19 protein-coding genes are annotated in these 25,876 nt (G+C 62.8%); 9 read left to right on the top strand and 10 right to left on the bottom strand.

Features of this window, described 5'->3' with window-relative positions:
• Window positions 1-20 precede the first annotated feature (20 nt).
• On the bottom strand, window positions 21-4,256 hold the full coding sequence (locus EV664_RS13920; RefSeq protein ID WP_133496330.1) for a translocation/assembly module TamB domain-containing protein: 4,236 nt from the start codon (window positions 4,254-4,256) through the stop codon (window positions 21-23).
• Window positions 4,256-6,394, bottom strand: coding sequence for a BamA/TamA family outer membrane protein (locus EV664_RS13915; protein WP_133496329.1), 2,139 nt, complete (start codon window positions 6,392-6,394; stop codon window positions 4,256-4,258). The genes EV664_RS13920 and EV664_RS13915 overlap by 1 nt, the downstream gene beginning before the upstream one ends.
• 238 nt (window positions 6,395-6,632) lie before the next feature.
• On the opposite strand from EV664_RS13915, the gene EV664_RS13910 reads away from it, so the two are divergent.
• Window positions 6,633-7,670: a YihY/virulence factor BrkB family protein gene (locus EV664_RS13910; protein ID WP_229668275.1), complete on the top strand. Its 1,038-nt coding sequence runs from the start codon at window positions 6,633-6,635 to the stop codon at window positions 7,668-7,670.
• A 23-nt stretch (window positions 7,671-7,693) separates the two neighbouring features.
• Here EV664_RS13910 and EV664_RS13905 read toward each other — a convergent pair whose 3' ends face one another.
• Entirely contained in the window at window positions 7,694-9,784 is a 2,091-nt protein-coding gene (locus EV664_RS13905) for a malate synthase G (RefSeq protein ID WP_133496363.1), read from the bottom strand.
• Between the two features lie 89 nt (window positions 9,785-9,873).
• Complete coding sequence (locus EV664_RS13900; protein ID WP_133496328.1) at window positions 9,874-10,326, bottom strand: MarR family winged helix-turn-helix transcriptional regulator; 453 nt, start codon at window positions 10,324-10,326, stop codon at window positions 9,874-9,876.
• 128 nt (window positions 10,327-10,454) lie between these two features.
• On the opposite strand from EV664_RS13900, the gene hppD reads away from it, so the two are divergent.
• The 4 genes from hppD (at window position 10,455) to EV664_RS13880 (ending at window position 14,366) form a co-directional block, all read left to right on the top strand.
• Window positions 10,455-11,528 carry a 4-hydroxyphenylpyruvate dioxygenase gene (gene hppD / locus EV664_RS13895; protein WP_188656438.1) on the top strand — a complete coding sequence of 358 codons (1,074 nt, stop codon included), beginning with the start codon at window positions 10,455-10,457 and terminating at the stop codon, window positions 11,526-11,528.
• A gap of 178 nt (window positions 11,529-11,706) precedes the next feature.
• On the top strand, window positions 11,707-12,978 hold the full coding sequence (gene hmgA, locus EV664_RS13890; RefSeq protein ID WP_133496362.1) for a homogentisate 1,2-dioxygenase: 1,272 nt from the start codon (window positions 11,707-11,709) through the stop codon (window positions 12,976-12,978).
• A gap of 120 nt (window positions 12,979-13,098) precedes the next feature.
• The gene (gene gntA / locus EV664_RS13885) at window positions 13,099-13,785 is read left to right on the top strand and encodes a guanitoxin biosynthesis heme-dependent pre-guanitoxin N-hydroxylase GntA (protein WP_133496326.1); all 687 of its coding nucleotides are present in this window, start codon (window positions 13,099-13,101) and stop codon (window positions 13,783-13,785) included.
• Window positions 13,782-14,366 carry a DUF1989 domain-containing protein gene (locus EV664_RS13880; protein WP_133496325.1) on the top strand — a complete coding sequence of 195 codons (585 nt, stop codon included), beginning with the start codon at window positions 13,782-13,784 and terminating at the stop codon, window positions 14,364-14,366. Before gntA ends, EV664_RS13880 begins: the two co-directional genes overlap by 4 nt.
• 296 nt (window positions 14,367-14,662) lie before the next feature.
• On the opposite strand, the gene EV664_RS13875 is transcribed toward EV664_RS13880, so the two are convergent.
• Complete coding sequence (locus tag EV664_RS13875; RefSeq protein WP_133496324.1) at window positions 14,663-15,412, bottom strand: prepilin peptidase; 750 nt, start codon at window positions 15,410-15,412, stop codon at window positions 14,663-14,665.
• Window positions 15,405-15,668: a hypothetical protein gene (locus EV664_RS13870; RefSeq protein WP_133496323.1), complete on the bottom strand. Its 264-nt coding sequence runs from the start codon at window positions 15,666-15,668 to the stop codon at window positions 15,405-15,407. Before EV664_RS13870 ends, EV664_RS13875 begins: the two co-directional genes overlap by 8 nt.
• A 122-nt stretch (window positions 15,669-15,790) precedes the next feature.
• On the opposite strand from EV664_RS13870, the gene EV664_RS13865 reads away from it, so the two are divergent.
• Window positions 15,791-17,014 (top strand): mechanosensitive ion channel family protein, encoded by a 1,224-nt coding sequence (locus EV664_RS13865; RefSeq protein WP_133496322.1) that lies wholly within the window; start codon window positions 15,791-15,793, stop codon window positions 17,012-17,014.
• Between the two features lie 131 nt (window positions 17,015-17,145).
• Here EV664_RS13865 and EV664_RS13860 read toward each other — a convergent pair whose 3' ends face one another.
• Genes EV664_RS13860 through EV664_RS13855 form a run of 3 tightly spaced genes read right to left on the bottom strand, consistent with a single transcriptional unit; the run spans window position 17,146 to window position 21,262 of the window.
• Window positions 17,146-18,462: a PepSY-associated TM helix domain-containing protein gene (locus EV664_RS13860; protein ID WP_162848861.1), complete on the bottom strand. Its 1,317-nt coding sequence runs from the start codon at window positions 18,460-18,462 to the stop codon at window positions 17,146-17,148.
• Complete coding sequence (locus EV664_RS19300; RefSeq protein WP_162848860.1) at window positions 18,459-19,034, bottom strand: hypothetical protein; 576 nt, start codon at window positions 19,032-19,034, stop codon at window positions 18,459-18,461. The genes EV664_RS13860 and EV664_RS19300 overlap by 4 nt, the downstream gene beginning before the upstream one ends.
• Window positions 19,035-19,036: 2 nt before the next feature.
• On the bottom strand, window positions 19,037-21,262 hold the full coding sequence (locus EV664_RS13855) for a TonB-dependent siderophore receptor (protein WP_229668280.1): 2,226 nt from the start codon (window positions 21,260-21,262) through the stop codon (window positions 19,037-19,039).
• A 207-nt stretch (window positions 21,263-21,469) separates the two neighbouring features.
• Here EV664_RS13855 and katG point away from each other — a divergent pair, with 207 nt between their 5' ends.
• Together katG and EV664_RS13845 are read left to right on the top strand one after the other, a co-directional pair.
• The gene (gene katG / locus EV664_RS13850) at window positions 21,470-23,689 is read left to right on the top strand and encodes a catalase/peroxidase HPI (protein WP_133496319.1); all 2,220 of its coding nucleotides are present in this window, start codon (window positions 21,470-21,472) and stop codon (window positions 23,687-23,689) included.
• Between the two features lie 113 nt (window positions 23,690-23,802).
• Window positions 23,803-23,982, top strand: coding sequence for a hypothetical protein (locus EV664_RS13845; protein ID WP_133496318.1), 180 nt, complete (start codon window positions 23,803-23,805; stop codon window positions 23,980-23,982).
• 10 nt (window positions 23,983-23,992) lie between these two features.
• On the opposite strand, the gene EV664_RS13840 is transcribed toward EV664_RS13845, so the two are convergent.
• A complete protein-coding gene (locus tag EV664_RS13840; protein WP_133496317.1) occupies window positions 23,993-24,481 on the bottom strand; it encodes an SH3 domain-containing protein in 489 nt (162 codons plus the stop codon).
• A 101-nt stretch (window positions 24,482-24,582) separates the two neighbouring features.
• Between EV664_RS13840 and EV664_RS13835 the strand changes: the two genes are divergently transcribed.
• A complete protein-coding gene (locus EV664_RS13835; protein WP_133496316.1) occupies window positions 24,583-25,581 on the top strand; it encodes a 2-hydroxyacid dehydrogenase in 999 nt (332 codons plus the stop codon).
• Window positions 25,582-25,876: the final 295 nt, after the last annotated feature.

Here is a 25,876-nt window from a genome sequence, read left to right as displayed (position 1 = left end):
AGGCGGCGCATCGCTGTGCGTCAATAGTCCTTCGAATAGCGCAGGCTGGCGCTCGACCCGCCCGAGCTTGCGGTTTGCGACAGGATACTGAGCGCCTTGGTGAGCGAGATTTCGAGCTGCGTTGCAGTAAAGCCCTTCGCGTCGGTGATAATCTCTACATAGATATCGTTGGTGATATATTTCCCTGCGGCAACCGACGTACCGCGCCCGGTGGCATCATCGCCGCCCAGCACGCGCAGCCGGTCGATCCCCGTCGCCGAGCGCAACTTGCCGAGCGGGTTCAACCCGCCGCCGCCCGATCCGCGCAGCGAATTGAGCGACGCGGCAAGCTGCAACGCCTCGGTCGCCGACAGATCGGTTACCGAACTGCCGAAGAGCAGGCGCGAGAGCACTTCGTCCTGCGGCAGCGCGGGCGAGCTGCTGAACGTCACCTGCGGGTCCTGCGCGCTGCCCGTCACATTGATCGTGGCGGTGATGCCGTCGGTTTCGGTGCTCGCCTGAATATTGATCTGCGGATCGCTGATCGCACCGCCTTCGAAGCTCACCACACCCTGCGTCACGTCGAACCGGTTGCCGGCAAAGGAATAGGTGCCGCGAACGATTTCCAGCGTGCCGCGAACGCGCGGATCGGCCGATGTGCCGGTCACGCGCAGGTCAGCGCTCCATTCGGACTCCAGCCCCATGCCAGACACGTAGAGCTGATTATCGGCGCGCAGCCGGATATCGAGCCGGAACAGGCCCGGAGGACCGCTTTGCGCGTCCTTATTGTCCTGAAGCTTCTGCCCCTTGCGCCGGATCCCGGTCAGTTGCGGCACGTCGGCCGAACCCTGCCGGATGATCTGATAGCGCGCTTCGGGAATGCGGATTTCGCCGGTGATCGACGGCTGCTCGCCCTGCCGGTTGAGCACGCGGATTTCGCCGCTGGCCGTCGCGCCCAGCGCATCGCTGCGCGCCAGCCGCGCCTTGTTGAGCTTTGCGGTGATATCGATCGGGAAGCCTGAATCGGCCGCCAGCCCGACGCGACCGCTGGCATCGACCGTGCCGTCGCCCGCCTGCGCATGCAGCTTGTTGAGGACGAGCTGGTCATTGTTGAACTGCCCGTCGATCGACATGCCGGTCAGCCGCGTGCCGTAATTTTGGTTCTCATAGCGCAGATTCTGCGCGCGCACGACGCCGGTCAGCTGCGGCGAGCGCACCCGCCCGCTGAAATTGGCGGCAAGCGCGATCGGTCCCGACAGCGTCTGGCCCGACAGCCCGGCAAAGGAGAACAGCACGTCCGACGGCCCGTTATAGCGAATGCCGCCGCCCAGCGGAGCGGCCATCAGCCGCGTCTGCCATGCACCCGTTCCCGGCGGCAGCGGTTGCAACGTCGCGACCATGCGGCCCACCGTCGTCGTGCCGCGCTTGATCAGTGCCCTCGCCTCGCCGCCGTCGGGCACCAGCCGTCCGACAAATTCGATATTCACCGGGTCGGAAACGCGCGCGATGCTCGTCCGCTGGAACCCGGCGATGTTCAGCCGCGCTTCGGCCTTGGGAAAGCTATTGCCCTCCTGCGCGAAATCGAGGCTGCCGCTCGCCTGCCCGCCGACGCCAAGACCCGGCACAAAGGCGTTGGCGATCGACATATCAAGCGAATCGAGCCGCGCCTTCATCGAAATGCCGGGTCCGAAATTCCCGGCGAGCCGGATTTTGCCGCCGTCCAGATCGATCTGGGTCGGCGACAGCGCATAGCCGCTATCGGTCTTCGCGATCTTTGCGGGATTGGCGGTGCGGAAGGCGATGCCGTTCGCTTTGCCCTTCAGCGCGACGAGATATTGCTCCGGGCTGAGCCGCGCATTGGCGGCGAGTTCGAACGGTACGCTTGACGATCCGTTCGCGACGATCTGCGCCGTGCCCTGACCGCCGCGATAATTCACTTTGGCGCGCGCTGCCTTGATAACAAAATCGCCCATTTTGAAGGCAGCGATCTGCGCATCGGCGACCACCTCGGGTTTGCCCGGCACCATCGTCGCGCTCGCGTCGATGATCGCCCTGCCGATGGTCAGACCTGCCGTGCCCGGAATGACCGCATTGTTTGCGAGGGCGTCGACCTCGGCATGCTGATACTGGCCCTTTGCGGAAAGATCGGCGCTGCCGTTAATGCCCGATCCGGCGAAGCGGACCTTGCCCGCAAAGGGACCCGCTGCCGTCTGCTGCACCTTTCCGCTGATATCCATGCCCGCAAAGCGACCGTCGCGAATGTCGACGCTCAGCCGGTTGCCGGTATCGACCAGCATGTCGGCGCGGAACGGCCCGTAATCGGTGTCGCCGCTCGCCTGCACCGCATAGGCACCGGCATTGCCGCGAATCTGCGCTTTCAGATCAGCAAGGCCCACGCCCAGCCCCGGCTTCGCCGCGCGCACATTCACCACCGGTCGCGCCATGCTGCCCGTCACCCGCGCCTGTATCGGGCCATATTGCGCCGACCAGGCATCCGCCGAGATCGCGAGCGGCCCGGCAGGATCATACATGCCCGATCCGTTGCGCAGCCGGAATTCGGGTGCCTGCACCTCAAGGTTCGAAAAGCGGATCACGCCTTCGGGGGTATAGTCCAGATTGACCCGCGCCATGGCATTACCGCCGAGGAAATTTCGCGCGCCTTCGTTGAAGATGCGCTGCGTGCGCATCACGACATGGCCCCGGATTCCGAACCCGCCCTGCGGCGCCGAATAGACATCGGCATCGGTCTGAAGGTTCAAGATGCCGATACTCTCGACCCGATAATCGTTCACCCGCCCTTTCAGCGCGCCGGTATAGCGCCCCTCGGCCAGGTCAGCCGCGATGATCGCCGTCGCATCGACCTTGCTCGATCGCAGCCGCAGATTGTCGGCAAGCACCTTGGACCCGCTGATCGCGAAATCGCCGTCAATGGCAAGGTTGGTGAGCAGGCCGCCCGCCGCAGCGTTCAATCCCGAAACCTTTGCCGCAGTGGCATGAACCGGGATCAGGATGCGATCCGCATTGACCTTGGCCTTCCCCTCGGCAGCAAGCTGCTCGACCACGGTTTCGCCGAAGCCGATCGCGCCTGCATTGATCTTATATTGCACGCTCGGGGTCTGGAACGGCCCGTCCAGCACAACGGCGGCGCGCACCGAACGCCCACGCAGATTTTCGGCAATCGCGCCGGGGGTGAGCAACAGCCCCTCGGCGCGGAAATCGTGAAATTCGCTCTTGCCGAGGTCGATCACGCCCTGCGTGGAAAGCGCCAGCGCATTCGAGCGCAGCCTGAGCCGCGTATCGGCGACGCGATTGTCGAAGGCCGCATCGAGCGCGACCTGAAGCCCCGGCTGAGTCAGCCGCTCGACCGGCCCGGTCAGATACAGGCCGGGATGCGTCACCCCGCGCACCTGAAACCGGCCATTTTCCTCGGCGATCTTCAGATCGGCGAGCGATTTGCCCCCCAGCGTCCCGGCAAGCCGCCCGTTCCAGCGGGCCCAGCTCCCGTTCCCGTCAAGCGACAGCGCCAGCGGCTGTTTCAGCCCGGCAAGTCCCGCGATCATCCCGTTCGCCGGCGCAGCGAGCTTCATATCGACATCGAGCTTATCGGCATCGGGCACCGCGTCGAGCGTCAGCGCCAGCCGGTCGCCGCCCGCAATCCCCGGCGCTGCAATCGTTCGCGCCTGCGCCTGCACCTGCGCGCGACGGTCGGCGATATGCACTTCCCCGGCAAGCTGCGCGATATGCGGCTGACCGGTAACGGCCCTGCCGATTTCGAGCCGCTCGATCGCCAGCTTGTTCACATCGATATCGAGGTCGGGAAGCAGCGGGCCGTTATCGTTACTGGCGGGCGTGGGCTTCAGCACCGGCATCCGCGCAAAACGGATCAGCGGGCTCGACAGTTCGCGCACATCGACATGGTTGTTCACATAAGCGAACGGCCGCCAGTCGAGCGTGATGCTCGGCGATGCCGCGAATACGCCCCTGGTATCGGTGATGCGCACATCCTTCAGCACCATGCGCCCGTAGAGCGAACCGTCAATCTCCCCGACATGGAATCCCATCCCGGATGCCAGTTCGAAATTATTGATCTTGCTGACGAGAAAGCTGCGCCCCGGCCCGGTATTGATGCCGAGTACCACCAGAATAACGAGCGCAGCGAGCGAGCCCACCGCTATGCCGATCCATTTCAGCACGCGCTGCCAAAGCGGGCGTTTTTCCACGACATGGACCGTCTCGCCATGCTGCTCACCATATTCCGGGGCGGATTGCTGCGCCATCAAAAGGCCTGACCGATCGAGATATAGACGGCGATCTTCGGATCGCCCTCACGCGGGTTTAGCGGCGTCGCAAGGTCGACGCGCAGCGGCCCGAAATTGGTATAGAAGCGCCCGCCGATGCCGGCGCCGTAGCGAAGGTCCGATCCGCGCGGATAGACGGTGTCATAGGCCTGACCGCCATCGATGAACGGCACGATTCCGAAATTGCCGAAGCGATAGCGCGCTTCGAGCGAGAATTCGTTGAAGCTGAGGCCGCCGATCGGCTTCCCGTCAGGCGCGATCGGACCGAGCTCGCGATAGCCATAGCCGCGCACCGATCCGCCGCCACCGGCGTAAAAACGGCGGGAAGGCGGCAATTCGTCGCGGTCGATCCCCGGAATCGTGCCGGCCGCCAGCCGCCCGGCCAGCACCAGACTGTCGGTCGCGGGATAATAGACATCGCCTTCCAGACTGATCCGCGCATAGGGCCGGAATCCGCCCTTCACCGCCGCTTCGGGACTGACATTCGCCTTGATCCGGAACCCGCGCGTCGGGTTGAGCAGGCTGTCCGACGTATCCCAGGTCGCATCAAGCGGCAGCGCGGCGACGAAATACGTCTTTCGCTGCCGTTCGTCCGCGGCGAAATTATACACGTCTTCGTTGGTGCCGATCAGTTCGAAGCCATAGCCATAGGTGAATTTCTTCTGCCAAAGCGGCGTGGAATCATAGGAAATGCGCCCGAAGAGCCGCCCGGTATACGCCTCATACGCGTCATAATCAGTATGATCGGCGGAAAGACCCAGCGTGACCGTGCGATCGCGCTTTCCGGCATTGGAGCGGCGGAACGTCCCGCTCAACCCCTGTTCCTGCGTCCCGGCCTTGCCCGCGACGATCAGCGCGCCTTCGGGCGGGAAAAGGTTGCGATGCGTCCATGACCCCTGAAGCAGGAAGCCCTCACCGGTGCCATAGCCTGCCTCTCCGGCGAGCGTGCGCGGCGGCCCTGCCGCTTCGCGCACCAGCATGTCGACATATTGCGTGCCGTCGGGTGCGGTCTCGTCGGTCTGCTTCGGTTCGACCGACACGGTCGAAAACAGCCCTGTCGCGACCAGCGCCTTACGCAGATCGTCGACCTTGCGGCTGTCATACAGATCGCCCTTTTCAAACCGGGAGAGCACTTTCACATGCTCGGCTTCGAACGGTCGATCCTCACCCTGAATCGTGAAGCCGCCGAATGATGCGCGCGGCCCCAGATCATAAGGCAGTGTATAATCGCCCTGGTGATCGGCATCGTCGAGCAATATGTCGCGGTCGCCGAGCCTGAAGAACGGATAGCCTTGTTGCGGCAGGCGAAGCGACACATTGGCTTCCGCCGCCTGCACCCGCTCGGCATCGATCGGATCGCCGACCTTTAACGGCAGCGCCTTGTCGACCAGCCCCTGCGGCTCGGTGGCGTCGCCCTTCGTCGTAATCGAACCGAAGGTGTAGCGCTCGCCCGGCGTCGCTATGATCGTGACGGTCAGACCCTTCGCATCCTTGCCCGCCTGTTCGATCGTTGAAACCGCCGTTCCGTCATAATAGCCGAGCGATTGCATCAGCCGGACGGCAAGCTGCTCATCCTCCTTGGCGCGCGCCGACACCATGGTCGCGTTCGCCGCCTCGCCATCGCCTTCCTCCAGCGAGGAATAGTCGCGGAACTGATCTTCCAGCCCGACCTGCTCCAGACCTTCGACCTTGACGCTGTACGGGATTTCGACCGTCTTTTCGTCCTTCACCCCCGCGATCTCGGGCGGCGGCTGGGTGTCGAACTGACCGATCGGCTGCAAAGGCTGCGCGATCTCGCCCTCATCGGGGAGCGGTGCGGGCTCTTCGATCGCGGCAGGGGCGGGCACGCCGTCGATCGGCTCGGCCGACACGGCGGGAGCGGCTCCCTTATCGTCCCCGGTATCGCCCGATTGCTGCGCGCCCTGCTGCGGCATGGGTTCGAGCGGCGCATCGATATCGTCGCTGAGCGGCGGAAGCGCGTCTTCAAACTGTTTTTCGGGAATGATCGGTTCGTTGACTGATTTATCGCCCTGCGCATCCGTCTGCGATTGCGATTGCTGGGCCGCCGCCTGACCGGCTGCCTGCCCGCTTTGCTGCGCAAATGCCTGCTGGGACATACAGGCCAGTCCGGCCCATGCAAGTACAGACAATGATACACCGTTATTGACGCGCACGTCGCCCCGAACCCCCTTAACGTCGTGCCGAATCGACGTATCTAATATTGACTGCCTTCGACAACCGGCGAGCGCTGCAAAAGGTCCATTGCCTTGAAATAAAGGCTTTACCGGCGCGCTTCCCGATCTTTTTGGCCGATCGCGCGTTGGCGGTGCGCAACAAGGGGAGACCGAAGTCGCGATGACCGACAGCAGCAATGCGACCGCGCAAGATACCGCCATGCCGCAGGCCGAAGCGGACACCGCGAATATTCCGGGCTTTCAGTCCACCCGGCCCTGGCACCATCCATGGCCCGCATGGAAGGCGATTTTCGGGCGTATCTATTCAATGACCGGCTATCACAATTTGTCGCTCATGGCGGCAGGGGTAGCCTTTTACGCCTTTCTTTCCTTCGTCCCGCTGCTTGGCGCTGTCGTGATGACGTATGGCCTTGTCGCCGATCCGGCGACGGTCGCGCAGCATATGCAGAAGATTTTCGAACTGGTCCCCGCCGACGCCGCGCGCCTGATCCAGGATCAGCTCATCAATGTAACGAGCGAGGCGGCGAGCAAGACCGGCCTCGGCCTCGCCATCGCGCTTTTACTGTCCATTTACGGCGCAATGCGCGCGGCAGGCGCGCTCATTCAGGCGATGAACGTCGTCTATGAAGAGGTGGACGAGCGCAGCATCTTTTTCACCACCTTGTTGTCGATGCTGCTCACCCTCGGTGCGATCGTAGCCGCGATTGTCGGCGTGGCGGCTGCGGGCGTGTTCGGTTACCTCCAGCATGCGGTGTCGATTTTGGGGCCGGTCGGTGTCATGCTGATCCAGATCGCGACATGGATCGTCGCTGCGCTGATCGTCAGCACCGGCTTCGGATTCGTCTATCGCTTTGCACCCGACCGGGCGCAGGCGCGCTGGGAATGGCTGTCAATGGGATCGTTTGCAGCCACGCTGCTCTGGCTGGTCGCGACGCTGCTGTTCGGGCTCTATGCGGCGAATTTCGCTAATTACAATGCGACCTATGGCGCGCTGGGCGCGGTCGTCGTGCTGCTGATGTGGCTTTTCGTATCGTCCTACGCCGTGCTGCTCGGCGCCGAGATCAATGCCGAGGCGGAGCGCCAGACCGGGGTGGACAGCACCACCGGCCGCCCCCGCCCCTTCGGCCATCGCGGCGCAGTGATGGCCGACACGCTGCCCAGCAAACGCCAGAGAAAGCCCCGGCGCGACCGCTATTGATGCGGACGCGCCGGGCGGCGGCTTTAATGCCGCGCCTTTTCCCGGCACCGGAATTTGTGGAGCAGGGGTTCGGTATAGCCGTTCGGCTGCGCCGCGCCCTCGAACACCAGTGCGCGCGCCGCTTGCCAGGCAAGGCTCTCCTCCTCGCGACCGGCCATCGGCTGATAGCCCGGATCGCCGCGATTCTGCGCATCAACCTTTTCGGCCATACGCGCAAAGGCGCTGTCGATATCTGCCTCCGACGCCACGCCATGGAGCAGCCAGTTTGCCATATGCTGCGATGAAATGCGCAGCGTCGCGCGGTCCTCCATCAGGCCGATATCGTGAATATCGGGCACTTTCGAACAGCCCACGCCCTGATCGATCCAGCGAACGACATAGCCCAATATGCCCTGCGCATTATTGTCGAGTTCGCGCGTTACTTCCTCGGCCAGCCAGTTGCGCCCCTCGGCAACCGGGATCGTCAGCAGCCGGTCGAGGCCCGGCACCGGCTCGCCCGCAATCTCTCGCTGCCGCGCGAAGACGTCGACCGCGTGATAATGCATCGCGTGCAGCGTCGCGGCAGTCGGGCTCGGCACCCACGCGGTATTGGCCCCGGAGCGGGGATGGCCGATCTTCTGCTCCAGCATATCGGCCATCCGGTCAGGCGCCGCCCACATCCCCTTGCCGATCTGCGCCTTGCCCGACAGCCCGCATCGAAGGCCGATACGGACATTGCGATCCTCATACGCGGTCAGCCAGTCGCTGGTCTTCATCTCCGCTTTGGGGATCATCGGCCCGGCATATAGCGCGGTGTGCATCTCATCGCCCGTCCGGTCGAGAAAGCCCGTATTGATGAAGACGATCCGATCTTTCACCGCATGAATACATGCGGCAAGATTGGCCGAGGTTCGCCGCTCCTCATCCATCACACCGACCTTGATCGTGTGGCGGTCAAGGCCAAGCATATCCTCCACCGCATCGAACAGGCTGTTGGTGAAGGCGCATTCGTCGGCCCCGTGCATTTTGGGCTTCACGATGTTGACCGACCCCGCCCGGCTGTTTCGATATCGGCCGAGGCCGCGAAGATCGTACAGCGCGATCGTCGCCGTAAGGATCGCATCGAGAATCCCCTCCGGCGCCTCACGCCCATCGGCAAGCTGCACGGCGGGCGTCGTCATCAGATGTCCGACATTGCGCACGAAGAGCAGGCTGCGCCCCGGCAGGGTAAAGCTGCCGTCATCGGGCGCGGTATAGCTGCGATCGGCGTTCAGCCGCCGCGTCAGCGTCCGGCCGCCCTTCTCAAACGTCTCTTGCAGATCGCCCTGCATCAGCCCCAGCCAGTTGGCATAGGCAGCGACCTTATCTTCGGCATCGACCGCAGCGACCGAATCCTCCAGATCGACGATCGTCGTGATCGCCGATTCGAGCACGACATCGGCGATCCCCATCGGATCGTCCTTGCCGATGCGATGGTCGCGATCCACCACGATTTCGATATGCAGCCCGTTATGGCGGTATAGGCGCGTATTGCCGCTGGTGCCGATCCACTGGCCCGGATCGGCGAGCTCCACCGGCCATTGGGCATCGGCCCAGCTTCCCGATTTCAGCGGCACCGCCTGATCGAGGAACGCCCGTGCGCGCGCGATCACCTTCGCCCCGCGCTTCGGATCATATCCGCCCGGCGTTGCCGCACCGGGAATCGCGTCGGTGCCGTAGAGCGCATCGTACAGGCTGCCCCAGCGCGCATTGGCGGCGTTGAGCAGGAAGCGCGCATTGAGCACCGGCACAACGAGTTGCGGCCCCGCGACCCCGGCAATCTCAGCATCGACCCTCTCGGTGCCAATCGTGAACGGCTGAGGCTCCTCGATCAGATAGCCGATATCGCGTAAGAAGGCCTGATAGCCCGCCATATCGCGGATCGGCCCCGGATTGGCCTTGTGCCAGGCGTCGATCTTCGCCTGCAGCGTATCGCGAATATCGAGCAGCCGCCGGTTTTCGGGCGCAAAGCGATCGAATATCGCCGCAACATCACTCCAGAAGGAATCGGCGTCGATGCCAAGTCCCGGCAGCACATCCCGCTCGACAAATTGCGCGAGCGGCGCGGCAATCTTCAGACCGGATCGGGACAGCATCTGGGACATGGTTCCTCCTTGGCAAGCTACGATGATACGCAAATGGTCCGGGGAGGCACCGCAAGCTTAAAGCAGCTGGCCGCTCCGGATCAAGTCTGATCCGCCTCATATGCTTCGGCGGCCGCCTCCAGCCGCAACAGCATCGCCTCCAGCGTCGTCCGCTCTGCGGCCGAAAAATCGGCGAACAGCGCGCGTTCGATCTCCAGAGCCTTGGGCGCGATCTGTTCATAAAGTTGCTCGCCCAGCGGGCTTAGCGACAGCAAGTGCGAGCGCTGGTCGCCGGGATTGGGCGCGCGTTCGACAAGGTCGCGATCAACGAGCGCAATCGCTGCGCGGCTGACCATCACCTTGTCCATCCGGGTCGCAACGCCAAGCGCCTGCTGGCTCATCCCCCCGCCCTCGGCCAGCACGCAGACCAGCCGCCATTCGGGGATCTTCAGGCCGAACAGCGCCTGATAAGCGGTGGCGATTACGCCCGACACGCGGTTCGATGCGATCGACAGGCGATAGGGAAGAAATGCGTCCAGTTGCAGCGTCGTCATGGCACCATCCCTGCCCAAATCCGTTTCTTTGACGACAGCCTATCGCAGCGAAATGGATTTTGACACCGACGTTGCGGCTTGGTAGGTAGTAACAAATGCAACGAGTTCACAACACAGGACGGAATATCATGGAACCGCGCGACAACCCGATGGGCCTCAACGGCTTTGAGTTCGTCGAATTTACCGGTCCTGACCCGGATGCGCTGGCGACGCTCTTCACGCAAATGGGCTTCACCCATGTGGGTACGCACAAGACCAAGAATGTGCGCCGCTATAATCAGGGCGATATCAACTTCCTCCTCAACATGGAGCCGCAGGGTCAGGTCGCTGGCTTCCGCGAAGCGCACGGCCCCTCCGCCAATGCGATGGCGTTCCGCGTTGCCGATGCGCAAAAGGCGCTGAAGCTGGCCGTCGAGCGCGGCGCAAAGGAAGTGAAGGGCAGCAACGGTCCCGGCGAGCTCGACATTCCGGCTATCGAAGGGATTGGCGGCGCCAATCTGTATCTGGTCGATCGTCACGGCGATCAGACGATCTACGACACCGATTTCGAACCGGTCGAAGGCGCTCAGCCCGCCAATGCCGCCGGGCTTCAGACGCTCGACCATCTTACCCATAATCTTGAACGCGGGCGGATGGATTACTGGGCGAATTATTACGAAACGATCTTCAATTTCCGCGAAATCCGCTATTTCGACATTGAGGGACAGCAAACCGGCCTGTTGTCGCGTGCGATGACCGCGCCCGATGACAAAATCCGCATCCCCCTGAACGAAAGCCGCGACGATCATTCGCAGATTCAGGAATTCATCAACGATTATAAAGGCGAAGGTATTCAGCATCTTGCGCTGACCACCGACGATATCTTCGCAACCGTGGATGCGCTTCGCGCGAACGGCGTGAAGTTTCAGGACACGCCCGACACTTATTACGACCTGATCGACGAACGCCTGCCCGGCCATGGTCACGACATTCAAAAAATGCGCGATCGCAAGATTTTGATCGACGGATCGCCCGAAACCGGCGAAGGACTGCTTTTGCAGATCTTTACCCAGAATATGGTTGGCCCGATTTTCTTCGAAATCATTCAGCGTAAGGGCAATGAAGGCTTTGGTGAGGGCAATTTCAAAGCCCTGTTCGAAAGCATCGAGCTCGACCAGATTCGTCGCGGCGTTATCCCCGCGAAGGAAAAGAGCGAGGTTTAAGGGCAAACAGCCCTGACGAGTTGGAGAGGCCGACCAGGTCCGCAGGAGGACCGGCGAAACAAGGCCTGTGGTTCGTCGCCATGCCCGCCACCATCAGGGGGCGATATAAAAATAACGAGCATGACGACGAACCACACCCATTTTTCCATCCGGAGTACATGACGTGTCCGACGGATATATGACCGGTTTCGGCAATCACTTCGCGACGGAAGCAGTGTCCGGCGCGCTGCCGATCGGCCGCAATTCCCCGCAGAAACCCGCATTCGGCCTGTATGCCGAACAGCTTTCGGGAACTGCTTTCACTGCGCCGCGCAGCGAAAATCGCCGTTCGTGGCTGTATCGCCTGCGCCCGTCCGCCGCGCACCCGCCGTTTACACCCTATCAGGGCGCGGCGCATTTCGATCCGCGGCCCGATAGTGCGCCGCTATCCCCCAACCGCATGCGCTGGTCGCCGCTCGCGATGAGCGATGCCGGCGATGTCGACTGGGTCGACGGCATGACGACGATGCTCGCCAGCCATGGCGCTGAGACGCAGAGCGGCGCGGTGGTGCATATCTATCGCGCGAACAAAGACATGGAGCGCAGAGCCTTTGTCTCTGCGGACGGTGAGTTACTCTTCATCCCCGAACAGGGACGGCTGACGCTGCTCACCGAACTGGGCCGGATCGATTTATCGCCGGGAGAGGTGGCGGTGGTCCCGCGCGGGGTGCGGTTCCGCGTGACGCTGCCCGACGGATCGGCGCGCGGCTATGTCGCCGAAAATCATGGAGCCCCCTTCCGCCTCCCCGATCTCGGCCCGATCGGGTCGAACGGCCTTGCCAATCCGCGCGATTTCGAAACGCCGGTCGCGTGGTTCGAGGATGTTGAGGGCGAATTCGAACTGGTCCAGAAATATCTCGGGCAGCTTTGGCGCACCGATCTCGGGCGCTCGCCGCTCGATGTCGTCGCGTGGCATGGTAATCTCGCGCCGTGCAAATATGATCTGGCGCGCTTCAACACGATCGGCACGGTCAGTTTCGACCATCCCGATCCGTCGATCTTCACCGTCCTCACCTCGCCCAGCGACGTGCCCGGAACGGCGAATGCCGATTTCGTCATCTTCCCGCCGCGCTGGATGGTGGCGGAGGACACGTTCCGCCCGCCATGGTTTCACCGCAATGTGATGAGCGAGGCGATGGGCCTGATCCACGGCGCCTATGACGCAAAGGCCGAGGGGTTCGGTCCCGGCGCGCTGTCGCTTCACAACCAGATGTCGGGCCATGGCCCCGATGTCGCCAGCTGGAAGGGCGCGAGCGAGGCGGAGCTTAAACCGCATAAGATCGAAAACACCATGGCGTTCATGGTCGAAAGCCGCTGGGTTTTCCGTCCGACGGCCTTTGCGTGCACCTGCGCGCAACGCGATTATGATTCGGCTTGGGCGGGCTTTCCCAAGGCCGATGTGCGGCGTTGAGCCGGAGGGCTCTATCGCTGGCAAATCAATTGGTTGATCAAGGTTAAAGCGCCGGAACCCGCCCTTTGCCGCTTCGTTCGTGAGCGACAAGTAAAATCAGGGGCGGATCGCCGAGAAACCATGTTCCACTGGCAACACGAAGCGCAGGAGCGACTGCAAAGCCTTTTATTCGCTCATGTCGAGGACAAGCATTTTCCCTGTGTCGGCGCAAAAGCGGCGCTGGCACGCGGAACGCTGCGCACGCTCGCCTGCAATGCCATCGACAGCGCATGGGACGATGTCCGCATCCATGACGCGCTGATGCGCTGGGCCGAGGAATATAAGAAAGACCCTCAGCTGTATCGCAGCTTCGCAGTAATCTTCGAAGGGCCGGTCGATCTCAACGAACCAGCGTTCGAGGCTGCGCTGTGGAAGCGCGTCCAGTCGCTGTCGGACAAGGATGTCTGGCGCGGCCAGTCTTACGATGACCGCGTCAGTTCCGACCCTGAAAATCCGCATTTTTCGCTCAGCTTCGGCGGCGAGGCCTTTTTCATCGTCGGGCTGCATCCGCATGCCAGCCGCCCGGCCCGCCGGTTCGAGCGCCCGGCTCTGGTTTTCAACCTGCACGATCAGTTCGAGCGGCTGCGCGAAGAACGCAAATATGAAGGCATGCGCGAGAAAATCCTCACCCGCGACGAACGACTCGCCGGATCGCGCAATCCGATGCTCGCCGCCCATGGCGAATCGAGCGAGGCACGCCAATATAGCGGGCGGATCGTCGATCCGGACTGGAAACCGCCCTTCGAATATCATGGGAGCGACCAATGAGCGTCGAGGTAATTCCCGAGCGCAGCGGCACTGCGTTCCGCCTGAACAAGGGGCAGGTACTGACCGTCATCGACCCCAAGGGGGAGCAGGTTGCCGATCTTCTCGCGTTCAACGCCGATGATCTGAACGAAGTGATCTCATCAGGGCGGACGCTCGATTATGCCGAGACGATCCGCCTTACCACCGGGCACAAACTCTATTCGAATCGCTCCGGCGTGATGTTGGAGATTATCCAAGACACAGTCGGGCGGCACGATTTCCTGCTTACCCCCTGTTCGGTCGATACGTTCCACCATTTCTATCCCGACCAGCCGCCGCATCGAGGCTGTTTCGGCAATCTCGCCGAGGCGCTGGCCCCCTATGGGGTGAAGGAGGACGACATTCCGGTTGCGTTCAACTGCTTCATGAATGTTCCGATCGACGGCGAAACCGGCGAATTGAAAGTACTTCCACCGATCAGCAAGGCGGGCGACCGGATCGAACTGCGTGCCGAGATGGATCTCATCATCGGCCTTACCGCCTGTTCCGCGCCTGATTCCAACGGCGGCTCGTTCAAACCAATTCACTACCAAATCGACTGATTGGTTATATTTTTTAGCTGAACATGCATTTTACGCTTGCATTCGGCTTTGCTGCGATGCACAAGGGTCAGGCCTTTTCAGGCATCCTCTCCTAAAACTTTTCAAGGGTCGCCTTCGGGCGGCCCCTTTTTTTGCCGCTTCCCGGTTTATCGCAGCTGCGAACGTACAGTAGCATGGCTGCATTTCCCTTACGGCAACCGCAACCCTACCAATTTCAAAAATCCGGCTTTTGTCCGATGATATACGGACTTATCAGCGCCAGCCTCTGCGGGTCGCTAGGCGCAAGCCCACGCTGCTCATCCTGCGCCGGTCAGCCATAGCGCATATCCCGCCAGCGCCAGCATCGTGCCCAGCGGCAATGGCGTCGTCGCTGCCATGCGCTGCCCGCGAAGAATCGCGCTCAGCACTGCGATCAGCCCGATCAGGCTCGCGCTCAGCACCAGCAGCGGCAGGGCCCGCCAGCCGAGCCACAGTCCGATCGCCCCGACCAGCTTGGCATCGCCGCCGCCCAGCCCGTCGCGCCCACGCAGGTGCCGATATCCCGCAGCCACCAGCCAGATCGCGGCGAACCCCGCGGCTCCGCCGATCGCCCGATCGATAAGCGACGGCATCAGCCCGCACAGCCCGGCGACGATCCCGGCAAGCGCCAGCGCACCGGTAAGCAGATCGGGCAGCCAGAAGGCGCGCCAGTCGAGCGCTCCCAGCGTCAGCAACAGCCATCCGAACACCGCGCCCGCAACGCCCGCCCAGCCGGGCATGGCCAGCCCCGCCGACAGGCCGATCAGCATGGCGAGCGCCTCGCATGCGGGGTGCACGCGCGATATGCTGCCCCCGCAGGCGCGGCATCGCCCTCGCTGCGCCAGAAAGCTTATCAGCGGCACCAGTTCGCCCGCGCTGAGGCTTTTGCCGCACTGATCGCAGACCGATCGCCCGTGCAGCGGCGATCGCTCCTCGGGCCAGCGCAGCACCACCGTCGCGATAAAACTTCCGAAGATCAGCCCCAGCACGCTAAGCGCCGCGGGCCAAAGCCAGAGAGAGTCAGCCATGGCCCGGTGTAGCGCGGATCAGATAGCGATAAATGCCGAAAATGTTGATCGCGAACAGCACCGCATTTTGCGTTCCCAGCGCCCAGTCGGTCGAAAGCGCAGCGGCGGTGATCCATGCCACGCTCGACACGGTGAAAATGACGAACCCTGCCCCCACCGTCCTGCGGCCCAGATCAAGCGAAACCATGAACGCTGCCAGAACGCCGGTCGCGGTCGCTGCCCATTTGATCGCCTGAACCGTGGGACTGTCTTCCATGCGCGCCGAACCTCTCATAAGTAATTGAAAAGTCACAACGCACCTTCCCCCAACTATGTCCGGCACCAAAATTCGGGCGGTGGTTGGCCCCGCGCCCTGCGCGCGGTAGTAGCATGTCCGCCATGGAATTCACGCTTTCCGATCTCGGCCTCAGTCAGCTTGCCGAAACGCTGATCGGCCTCGCTTTGCTTGCCCTCGGCGCTGCTGCGATCAGCGCGCTCGTCCGCCATGTGCTGCTGCGTATCCTCTGGCGCTATTTCGACCGGGTGTCGTTCGACGACGACCTCCCGTCACTGCCGTCGGTGTTTCAGCGACTTGCGACGATCGTTCCGACGCTGTTCGTCGAACATGGGGTCCGGCTGGTCCCGCATCTTTCGACCGAAGTGGAATCGGTCACCGGCAATGTCTGCACCGCGATCGTGGTATTGAGTTTCGCGCGTGCGACCAGCGCGGGGCTCAGCATCGTCAACGAACTCTATCGCCGCCGCCCCGAATCGCGCCTGCGCCCGATCAAGGGCTATGTGCAGGTGGTGAAGATCATCGTGTATCTGGGCGCGGTAATACTGATGATCGCGGCGCTGATGGAGCAATCGCCGCTGCTGCTGCTCTCCGGCCTGGGCGCGATGGCGGCGGTGTTGATGCTGGTGTTCAAGGATACGATCCTGTCGCTGGTCGCCTCGGTCCAGCTCGCCTCGAACGACATGATTCGCGTCGGCGACTGGATCGAGATGCAGCAGCTCAATGCCGATGGCGATGTCATCGATATCGCGCTGCACACGGTCAAGGTGCAGAACTGGGATCAGACGATCACCACGATCCCGACGCATCGCCTGATCTCCGAATCGTTCCGCAACTGGCGCGGGATGCAGGAATCGGGCGGGCGGCGGATTCAGCGCGCGCTGCCGATCGATCAGAATTGCGTCGGCTATCTTACGGCGGATCAGATCGAACGGCTGGAGGCCCGCGGCGCGCTGAAACCCTATCTCGAAGCGAAGCGGCGTGAGATCGCGGCGTGGAATAAGGATCGCAGCGAGCCCGAACATCGCCGCCTCACCAATATCGGCACCTATCGCGCCTATTGCGAAGCGTATCTGCGCGATCATCCGCTGGTCGCGCAGAATATGCTGCGGCTGGTGCGGCAGCGCGATCCGACGCCGGAGGGGCTGCCGCTCGAAATCTATTGCTTCATCGCACGCACCGGCTTTGTCGAATATGAAGCGGCGCAGGCCGATATCTTCGACCATCTGATCGCGATCCTGCCCGAATTCGGGCTGCGCCTGTTCCAGCATCCCGCAGGCAGCGACTTTGCCCGCGCCCTCAGCAGAGCTAATACCGACCTACGTTGATCCAGACATATCGTGAGTCCCAAAGGGGCGCGGCAATCCAGAAGCGGCGTGCGCGGCCGCTGGATCGCCGCGTCGCTGCGCTCCTCGCGATGACGATCCTGGCAGTGAGTCCCGGCTATTGCAGTTCGGTATTAATCAGACGATCCGGCGCCCCGCGCCCCGCGCCCCGCGCCCCGAGCCCCGAGCCCCGCCCGCACGACAGCGCCGATCAGGATCACTGCCAGCCCGATCCAGAAGATTGCGGTGAAAGGCACGCCGTCGCCGATCGCCATACGCGCGGCGAAGGTGATCAGCATCAGCGCCGGCACGCCCCACATCACTGCGTCCCAGCTGGCGGCAAGCTTTGGCTCGACCAGCCCGCGCCGACGCCTTTTGCCCAGCCAGAGCAGCGGCCCCGTCGCGATGATCGCGCAAAGCGCTGCGCCGAACACGAAATAGGCGATCTTGCCCGGCAATCCGGCGAAATTGCCGAAATGCAGGTTATAGTTCGACGCCGCCGCCTGTTGTCCCAGCGACCCGTCGGACATGCCGACCTTGTTCAAAAAGCGACCATGCGCGTCGAAATTATAGCTTTCGCCATAGATCAGCCGGTGGGGAACCCGCGCAATCACCTGTACGTGCTGTTCGGGGCTTCCAGGTTCGTGCACCACGACGAAATAGGGCCGCACCTCGGGAAAGCGCTGCGCCACGCCGCGCAGCGCGCTCGCCACATCGGGCACTTTTACCGAAGGATCGTCAAGCTCCGGTTCCTTCCCGAAAATCGGGGCATAAGCGGCCAGCGCGTCACCACCGTAAAACTGTTTCGACAGGCCGTAATTGGTGAGATAAGCCAGCCCGATCAGCGCGCCGGTCAGCGCGATGGCGATCGAAAAGGGCAGGGTCCAGACGCTCAGCCGGTTGTGCCAGTCGGCAAGGCCCACCCCGCTGCCATGCCGCGCGCGCAGGCGAAAGGCATCGCGAAAGATGCGCGGATGCGCAATCACGCCGGTGATCGTCAGCGCCAGCATCATCGCGCCCAGCGCGCCGACCGTCACCAGCCCCCAGATTTGCGGCAGCATCAACGTATAATGCAGCTCGGCGACAAATTCGGACCACCCCTTTTCCTGCGGCCCGGTGATCGAGCCGTCGGGCGCGACGTTGAGCGACCGGTTGTCGGTGGTGATCGCAGTGCGCGGGAGGCCCCCATCGGGAAGCTGCACATAGAGATGCGTGATCGGCTTGCCCGCCGGTTCGCTGGTCAGCACGTTCGCCACCGCACGCTGCACCGCTTCGGGCGCGATGGCCGTCATTTCGGGCGCACCGGGCTGTTCGATCCGCTGCGTTTCCTGATGGAATACGGCCAGCGTGCCGGTGACGCACACGATATACAGCAAGGCGCTCGCCAGCAGGCCGATCACCGCATGCGCCGACAGGCCTTTGCGCACCGCCTCCTTCGAAATAATGCTCATGCACCGCCCCCTGCCCATAGCAGCGCCATCGAGGCAAGCGCCGGTACGATCAGCGTCACGATCCGCGCGCGCTGCCGCTCCTGCATCAGCATCGCGCTCATCAGCACCGCCCAGACGAGGGGCATGGCATAGACCGCGATCATATTCGCATTGCCCTCCCCGCTTCCCTCGCTCGCCTGCCGCGCAACCATCGCGATCAGTACCGACACGATTGCCGCTCCGGGCACGGTCAGCAGAAAGGTGGCGAAGCGGCGAAGCAGGTGCATCGGTTCGCCCCTCGCGGACAGGACATGCGCTCGGCGCCGCGGCGCCTCTGCCCGCCCCTTCGGACTGCGGATCGCGGCAATTGCGAGCAGCATGAATGCCGCAGCGGTCGCGGCAAGCCCCGCCACGCTGACACCCCATGCGCCATAGCCCAGCCCGGCCAGCACCGCGCCCGCCAGCATCAGGGTCCATGCCGACAGGTTGATCGCTATCGACCGCCGGGAACGCGACCATGCGACGCGCAGCACCAGTATCGACGCCGCTGCCGCCGCCGATCCGGCAATTACCAGAAAGTCCGCCCCCGCCACGATCAGAACCCGACGCTGATCGTGCCCAGCACCGTACGCGGCGCGCCATAATGCGACTGGCTGGCATTCAGCGCGGTCAGATATTTGGCGTTGGTGACATTGCGCAGATTGACGCTCAGGCGCACCTGATCGGTAAGCTTATACCCCGCGAACAGATCGACCAGCGCATAGCCGCCCTGATTGATCCGCACCTGCTCTCCGGTGGTGTCGGACACGGTATCTTCGGGTTCGAGATAGATTTTGCTCTGATAGCGCATCGCCGCGCCCAGCTTCAGCCGATCGAAGCCGACCGGGGTCCAGCTGAGGTTGAGGTTCGCCGTCCGGCGCGGAACGAAGGTGCGCGCATCCTGATGCTCATCGCCGATGATCCGCATCATCGTAAAGCCACCGGTCGCCTGCAATCCGGGCAGGAGTTCGCCGCCCAGTTCGACCTCAATACCCTGCGATTTGGAATCGACGCCCCGATACACGGTCTGACCGATCGTCGGATCGAAGGGCAAAGCCTCGGCGGTGTTATTCTGCCGCGCCTGAAAGAAAGCGACGCTGGCGTTGAGCCGCCCCTCATACCATTCGCCCTTCAGCCCGCCTTCGATATTATCGCCCTCGATCGGATCAAGGATGCCGCCCCCCTGTTTGATCTGACTCTGCGGATTGAAGATCGTGGCATAGCTTGCATAAAAGCTGACATTGGGCGTCAGATCATAGGTCGTGCCGATAAAAGGCAGGAACCGCGTATGATCGTAATCGGCGCGTGGGCCATAGGCATAACCCTCCTGCATGGCATGCGTAACGCTGCCGCCCAGCATCAGCTTCCACGGGTCCGACAGGTTCAGCCGCGCAAGGCCATAAGCGCTTTCCCGGCGGCTATGCGTTTCCTGGCTGAGCGACGTGGTGGTGTAATCATATTCGGTCGGAAAGTTCGGATAGGGGAAGGTTCCCGCCAGCATATCCTCGATCGAGATCGGCTGTCCGATGGCCGCAAAATCATAAGCCGACCCCTGAATATAATGCTGTGCAGCCCGGTTTACGCCGAAGGTCACATCATGCTGACGCCCGAACAGCGACACCTTACCGGTGACATAGGCATCCAGCGTCAGGTTGCGCGTCTCCGCCTGAAACGCGCCGGGATAGGTAACAATGCCTTTAATACTGTCCGGGTCGCTGGCGTCGATCCCACCCGGCGCACCGCGTACCGGATTTTGATAGACATAGAAGAGCGCATCCTCTTCGGTGATCGCGCGGCGGACGGCGCTTACCTTGATCAGCCAGTCGCTGCTCAGATGGTGCGTGATATCGCCGAAAATCTGGCGGTCGGTGACGCCCCAATGCGACCATTCGGGTGCGGAATTCGCCGATCGGTCATATTCGATCTGCGTTCCGTCAGTATAGAAAAGCGGTAGCCCGCCCCAGGTCGCACCCCGGCTCTTATGCTTCTGGTGACCATAGCCAGCGCTCACGACGGTATCGGGACCAAGATCTGCCTCGACAATGCCATAGCCGATCCAGCGCTTCAGCCCGTACCGGTCGAGATAGCTGTCCTCGTCCAGATATGCGCCGACCGCGCGGGCGCGGATGCTGCCGTCCTTCGTCACCGGAACGCTGACATCGCCGTCCAGCCGCAAATGATCGTACGAACCATATTGCGCCGATGCCGATGCCTGAAGATCGCGGGTCGGCCGCTTGCGGATGAAATTGACCACCGCCGACGGATTGCCGGTCGGCGACAACAGGCCGGGCGCACCGCGCACCACCTCAATATGGTCATAGATCGCGGTGTCGATCGATCCGGTCTGGATTCCGAATGCAAAGGGCAGGCCGACGCCGTCGATCTGGAACGTCTGAATGTCATAGCCGCGCGCCGAATAGTAGATTCGGTCGGTTTCCTGCGCCTGTACCACCACGCCCGGAACGGTAGCGAGCAGCGCATTGATGTCGTTGAGCTGAAAATCCTCGATCTGCGACCGGGTTACAACGCTTACCGATTGCGGCGTTTCGCGCAAGGAAAGCGGCATGCGCGTCGCCGTGCTCTGATCGCCGACCGTATAGCTGTCATCACCCTCGGTGCGTTCGCCGGTGACAACGATATCGCGGCGCTGATCGTCGCCGCCGGTCGCGATATCCGCGCCTTTTGTCGCCGCTTCCACGATCGGGGCAGCGATATCCCCCGCAAAAGCGGGCGCGCAGCCGAGCGCGGTCGATGCCAGCAATGCGAATGTCGCGACCTTCATATTCTTCACGATTTTACCCTGTTTCCCTGTCGGCTTATCATCCTAGCCCGACTAATGACAATCACTTGCATTAGCAACCGTCATCGGAACATTGCGCGCGGGAAAAAGTGATTTTTTTCGTCTGACTGACCGGGATAATCGTTTGGCCCCGGCATCCGCCGCGCCCTATCCTTCCGCCTATCTAGAATGTTTGACGGGAGATCGACGATGGACGCGAAGACCGGTGACCCGCTGGGCGGCGGATGCCCGATGAAGCATGACGGCGGGGTGCGTTCGCTCCTCGGCCGCACCAATCGCGACTGGTGGCCCAACCAATTGTCGCTCGACATTCTGCATCAGCATGGCCGCTCGGGCAGCCCGATGGGCGACGATTTCGACTATGCGCAAGCGTTCAAAACGCTCGACCTTGCGGCTGTAAAGCGCGATCTGACCGCGCTGATGACCGACAGCCAGCCTTGGTGGCCCGCCGATTACGGCCATTACGGCCCGTTCTTCATCCGCATGGCCTGGCATTCGGCGGGTACGTATCGCACTGCCGATGGGCGCGGCGGCGGCTCTTCGGGCAATCAGCGCTTTGCCCCCCTCAACAGCTGGCCCGACAATGCCAATCTCGACAAGGCACGCCGCCTGCTGTGGCCGATCAAGCAGAAATATGGGCGAAAGCTCAGCTGGGCCGATCTGATGATCCTTGCCGGCAATGTGGCGATCGAATCGATGGGCGGCCCGGTCTTCGGTTTCGGCGGCGGGCGAGTCGATATCTACGAACCCGAAAAGGACGTCTATTGGGGAACCGAGGACGAATGGCTCGGCGATACCCGGATCGATGAGGAAAAGGAAAAGGTCCTCGAAAACCCCCTCGCCGCGATTCAGATGGGGCTTATCTACGTCAATCCCGAAGGTCCGGGCGGCAATCCCGATCCGGCGAAATCGGCGCGCGATATCCGCGAAACCTTCGCTCGCATGGCGATGAACGATTATGAAACCGTCGCGCTGACCGCGGGCGGCCATACGTTCGGCAAATGCCACGGCGCGGGCGATGCGTCGAAGGTCGGCGCAGAGCCGGAGGGCGGCGATATCGCGCAAATGGGGCTTGGCTGGATGTCGAGCCATGAAAGCGGCATGGGCGATCACACCATCACCAGCGGTCTGGAAGGGGCGTGGACCCCGACCCCGATCCAGTGGACGATGAACTATTTCCACATGCTGCTCGACTATGACTATGAACTGGTCACCAGCCCGGCCGGTGCGAAGCAGTGGCAGCCAAAGGACGTCGCGCCCGAGGATATGGCACCGGGTGCGCACAGCCCCGACCGCCGCGTTCCGACCATGATGACCACTGCCGATATGGCGCTGAAGGTCGATCCCGAATATCGGAAGATTTCGGAGCATTTCCGCGACAATCCCGACGAGTTCGCCGATGCATTCGCCCGGGCATGGTTCAAGCTGACTCATCGCGACATGGGGCCTCGTATCCGCTATCTCGGCCCCGATGTTCCGGACGAGGATCTGATCTGGCAGGACCCGCTGCCGGAAGCAGACTATGCCATGATCGACGACGCAGACATTGCCGCACTGTCCGACGCGATCGCGAATTCGGGTCTGTCGGTGGCGCAGCTCGTCAAAACCGCATGGGCGTCGGCCTCTACCTGGCGTGGGTCGGACCATCGCGGCGGTGCGAACGGCGCGCGCATCCGGCTTGCTCCGCAAAACGGCTGGGCGGTCAACGAGCCGGAAGCGCTTGCCGAGGTTCTGAAGGTCTATGACTCGATCAAGGCGGATTTCGACGGGAAATCCGACGGCAAGAAGGTATCGATCGCCGATCTGATCGTGCTCGGCGGCACGGTTGGTGTGCGCCGCGCCGCCGCCGATGCAGGCTTCGACGTGGAAGTGCCCTTCACCCCCGGCCGAGTCGACGCGACCGATGCGCAAACCGATGCCGAAAGCTTCGACCCGCTGGAGCCGCAGGCGGATGGATTCCGCAATTACCTCTCGACCCGGATGAGCGTTCCGACAGAGGAACTGCTGCTCGACCGGGCGCAGCTGCTCGGCCTGTCTGCGCCTGAAATGACGGTACTGGTCGGCGGGCTTCGCGTCCTCGGCGCCAATTATCAGGGCCGGCCCGAAGGCGTGCTGACCGACCGCGTGGGTCAGCTCACCAACGACTTCTTCGTCAACCTGCTCGACATGGGCGTGGCGTGGAAGGAAGTCGATGAATCGGGCGATGAGGAATTTATCGGCACCGACCGGGCGAGCGACACCGAAAAATGGCGCGCGACCCGCACCGATCTGGTCTTCGGATCGAATTCGCAGCTTCGCGCTATCTCAGAAGTCTATGCCGCTTCCGATGCGAACGAGAAATTCGTGACTGACTTTATCGCCGCATGGACCCGGGTGATGGAGGCCGATCGCTACGATCTCCACCGCTGATCCTTAAAGGGCTGACGCCTTTATACGGATAAGTTAGGGAAGCCGCGGCGTTCTGTTCGCGGCTTCCCTTTTTGCGCGCCCGCCCGCGCATATCCATGCTGGAGATATATCCCATGATGGCGCTCGGCTGCCTCTTTCCCGTGCTGTTCTTTCTGTCGGGCGCGGTCATCGGCGGAATCATCGGCGGTCAGGTAGGATCGATATGGGGCTCGGCGAGCGGGCTGCTGCTCGGGATCGGCATTCCCGCGATCCTGTTCTTCGCAATGGCGCGGGCAAAGCGCCGGAAGGATTGACCGCGCGCAGTTACAATTCCTCGCCCGGATCGACACCCCAAAGATGCGACTGTTCGACATAGCCGCCGCGCCCGTCGACATCGAACCAGCACCAGCCGCGCTTGCAATCGCCGATCTTCCCCACCACCCCGGGCACCGCCCGCCAGTTGATGCTTGCGCTCGCACTGGGGGAATTGCGCATCGGGGCGATGGTGTCGGTCACCATCGCGGTGCGCGCGGCGCTCAGCAGCCCCACCTGCATCCACCCTTGCGTGCCGTCCGGGTCTTCGACCTTGCGCCAGTCCTGATAAATATCGACCACGCGGATCGGCAGATTGCGCCTTTGATACAGCCAGCTGATCGGGTAATTGCGCCCCGGCCCGGTGCGCATATGCGCTTTCCCGGCGGAAATGGACGCATAATAAGGCGTCTTTCGCTGCTGCGCGTTCGCATCGCCCGATACAGACGCGGCAACCGCAATGGCAGCGCAAGCCGCGATGATGCTCCCCGATATCCGCATGAGACGCCCTTTTCCTTCTGATCGTATCGATGCGTTACAGCGATCTCGCACGACGCTTCAACCGTTGACTGATCCTGCCGCGCCCCGCATTCTCTTTTGCGATGACCGACCGCCAGCGTACTGCCCATCCGCGCGTCCTTGTCACGCGCCGCCTACCCGATCCGATCGAGGCGCGGATGCGCGAATTGTTCGACATGGTCGGCAATCCCGATGACCTGCCGATGGACGCTGATGCGCTCGCCCGCGCGGCAGCCGATTGCGACGTGCTCGTCCCCACCGTCACCGATCGGATCGACGCCGACGTCATCGCTGCGGGCAAGGGGCGTCTGGCGCTGATCGCCAATTACGGGGCGGGCTTCAACCATATCGACATGGCGGCGGCGAAGGCGGCGGGAATCGTCGTTACCAACACGCCGGGCGTCCTGACCGACGATACCGCCGATCTTGCCATGGCGCTGATCCTCGCCGTTCCGCGCCGCATGACCGAGGGCGAGCGGATGCTGCGCGCCGGCGAATGGAGCGGATGGCGCCCCACCGGGATGCTGGGACGCCGCATCGGCGGGCGAAAGCTCGGCATTGTCGGCATGGGCCGGATCGGTCAGGCTGTGGCGGCGCGCGCCCGCGCCTTCGGCCTGTCGATCCATTATCACAGCCGCCACCGCGTTCCGGATGTGCTGGAGGCGCAGCTCGGCGCGGTCTGGCATGCCGATCTCGACGCGATGCTGGCCGCGGTCGATATCGTGTCGATCCACACGCCCCACACAAGCGACACCGAAATGCTGATCGACGCCCGGCGGATCGCGCTGCTGGGCAACCATGCCTTCGTCATCAATACCTCGCGCGGCGCGATCATCGATCAGGATGCGCTGATCGAGGCGCTGGAACAGGGCCGTATCGCGGGCGCCGGGCTGGACGTCTATACAAACGAACCGGCAGTCGATCCGCGCCTGATCGCGCTGCCCAATGTGGTGCTCACTCCGCATCTCGGCTCCGCCACCGTCGAGGCGCGCGAGGGCATGGGGGCAAAGGTCATCACCAATATCCGCGTCTGGGCCGACGGCCACCGCCCGCCCGATCAGGTACTGGAGGGCTGGCGGTAGAGCGGAGGGGCACTCCCCCAACCGTCATCCCGGACTTGTTCCGGCATCCACGGTTCAGCCATCACAACCGTTAAAGCCCTTGCGGGACGGTGGACCCCGGAACAAGTCCGGGGTGACGGCACGATTGCGGGGAGCGTCTCTTGTCGCCACCGCCCCCATGCAGCGCGACCGACCCTCCAATGCAGTTGTGAGGAGCAGTGCAACGAAGCGCTAACCGCAACCACCAATTACGCCCTGCACCGGACGGCAACCGGCACCGCCCCTCCAGTCACGACGCAGGGTGCGGCGGACCGGC

The sequence above is a fragment of the Stakelama pacifica genome, from assembly GCF_004361835.1.
GTDB lineage: Bacteria > Pseudomonadota > Alphaproteobacteria > Sphingomonadales > Sphingomonadaceae > Sphingomonas > Sphingomonas pacifica.
Note: the sequence above shows the minus strand (reverse complement) of the source record. Positions and strands in the feature narration are given on the sequence as shown.